Source organism: Nitratireductor sp. GCM10026969 (genome assembly GCF_042660605.1).
Lineage (GTDB): Bacteria > Pseudomonadota > Alphaproteobacteria > Rhizobiales > Rhizobiaceae > Chelativorans.
The window spans coordinates 1-908 of record NZ_JBHSUM010000312.1 but is presented as its reverse complement, the minus strand read 5'-3'; the positions used below and the strand labels follow the sequence as shown (position 1 = coordinate 908).

Annotated in this window: 2 protein-coding genes; one reads left to right on the top strand and one right to left on the bottom strand. The window is 66.9% G+C overall.

The features are described from left to right. Nucleotides 1-330 precede the first annotated feature (330 nt). Complete coding sequence (locus ACFP9U_RS25210) at nucleotides 331-696, top strand: nuclear transport factor 2 family protein (protein WP_378625639.1); 366 nt, start codon at nucleotides 331-333, stop codon at nucleotides 694-696. 36 nt (nucleotides 697-732) lie between these two features. On the opposite strand, the gene ACFP9U_RS25205 is transcribed toward ACFP9U_RS25210, so the two are convergent. Then, the coding region (locus ACFP9U_RS25205; RefSeq protein WP_378625641.1) for an NrsF family protein at nucleotides 733-908 on the bottom strand (176 nt) is incomplete at its 5' end.

The following is a 908-nucleotide window of genomic DNA, read 5'->3' as shown; positions in this document are numbered from 1 at the left end:
CGCCAGGTGTGGTGCGGGGCGTCCTCGGGTTGCAATACGGGTCTGCTGCGCAGGGCCTGCCGCGCGCAGACCAGGACGACGGTGCCGGCGAGAACGCCGAGCGTGGCCGCCGCCAGCACCTTTCCGGCATCCCCGTGTCCGCGGCGGCGATAGGCCAGGTGGCTGCGATGATGCATGGATGCGCCCTCCGGTGGCAGCGTGCTTCATGCAGCGCCAAACCTTCCGCCCGGACGAATGTTCCGGGTCCTACGGAGATGTCTTCGCGCGGCCAGAAGCGGCGGCACGGAACTTTTTACGTCCGGCACCGATTTTCCGGCATGGAGGCGTGGCATGGAGAATCTGTCGAACAGGTCCACCGAGGATGTGCTGGAGGATCATCTGCGGCTGCGGACTGCCGGCGACGTGGAAAACGACCTGGCGCGCAATTTCGCGCCGGACGTGGTCGTCATGACGCCGAAGGGCATGCGCAAGGGCCACGAGGCGGTGCGACGGTTCAACAAGATGCTGCAGGCACATGTGCCGCGCCACTATGTCTTTCCGGCAAAGCTCACCAGCGGCCGCTTCGCGTTTATCGAGTGGCGCGCGCGGGAGCCCGGCCGCAGCGTCGAGGACGGTGCGGACAGCTTCGTCATCGAGAACGGCAAGATCGTCTTCCAGAGCATTCACTATTCGCTGCAGGAGACGATGCCGGGATAGCGTGGCCCATTGACGTGCCGCGGTGTGATACCGGAATCACCACCGCGCGAGGCGGCTCCCTATGGCCGCCCCGACGAGCGCAAGCATCGCGACGGCGATCGTGTACCACACGGCCACGAAAAGCGGGGAATCATCCGTGCAGTGGGCAGCATAGAAAGTGGCAGCGAGGCCGCCGGCGAGGAGCCCCGCCGCCGCGCCGGCCAGGGCAGGCC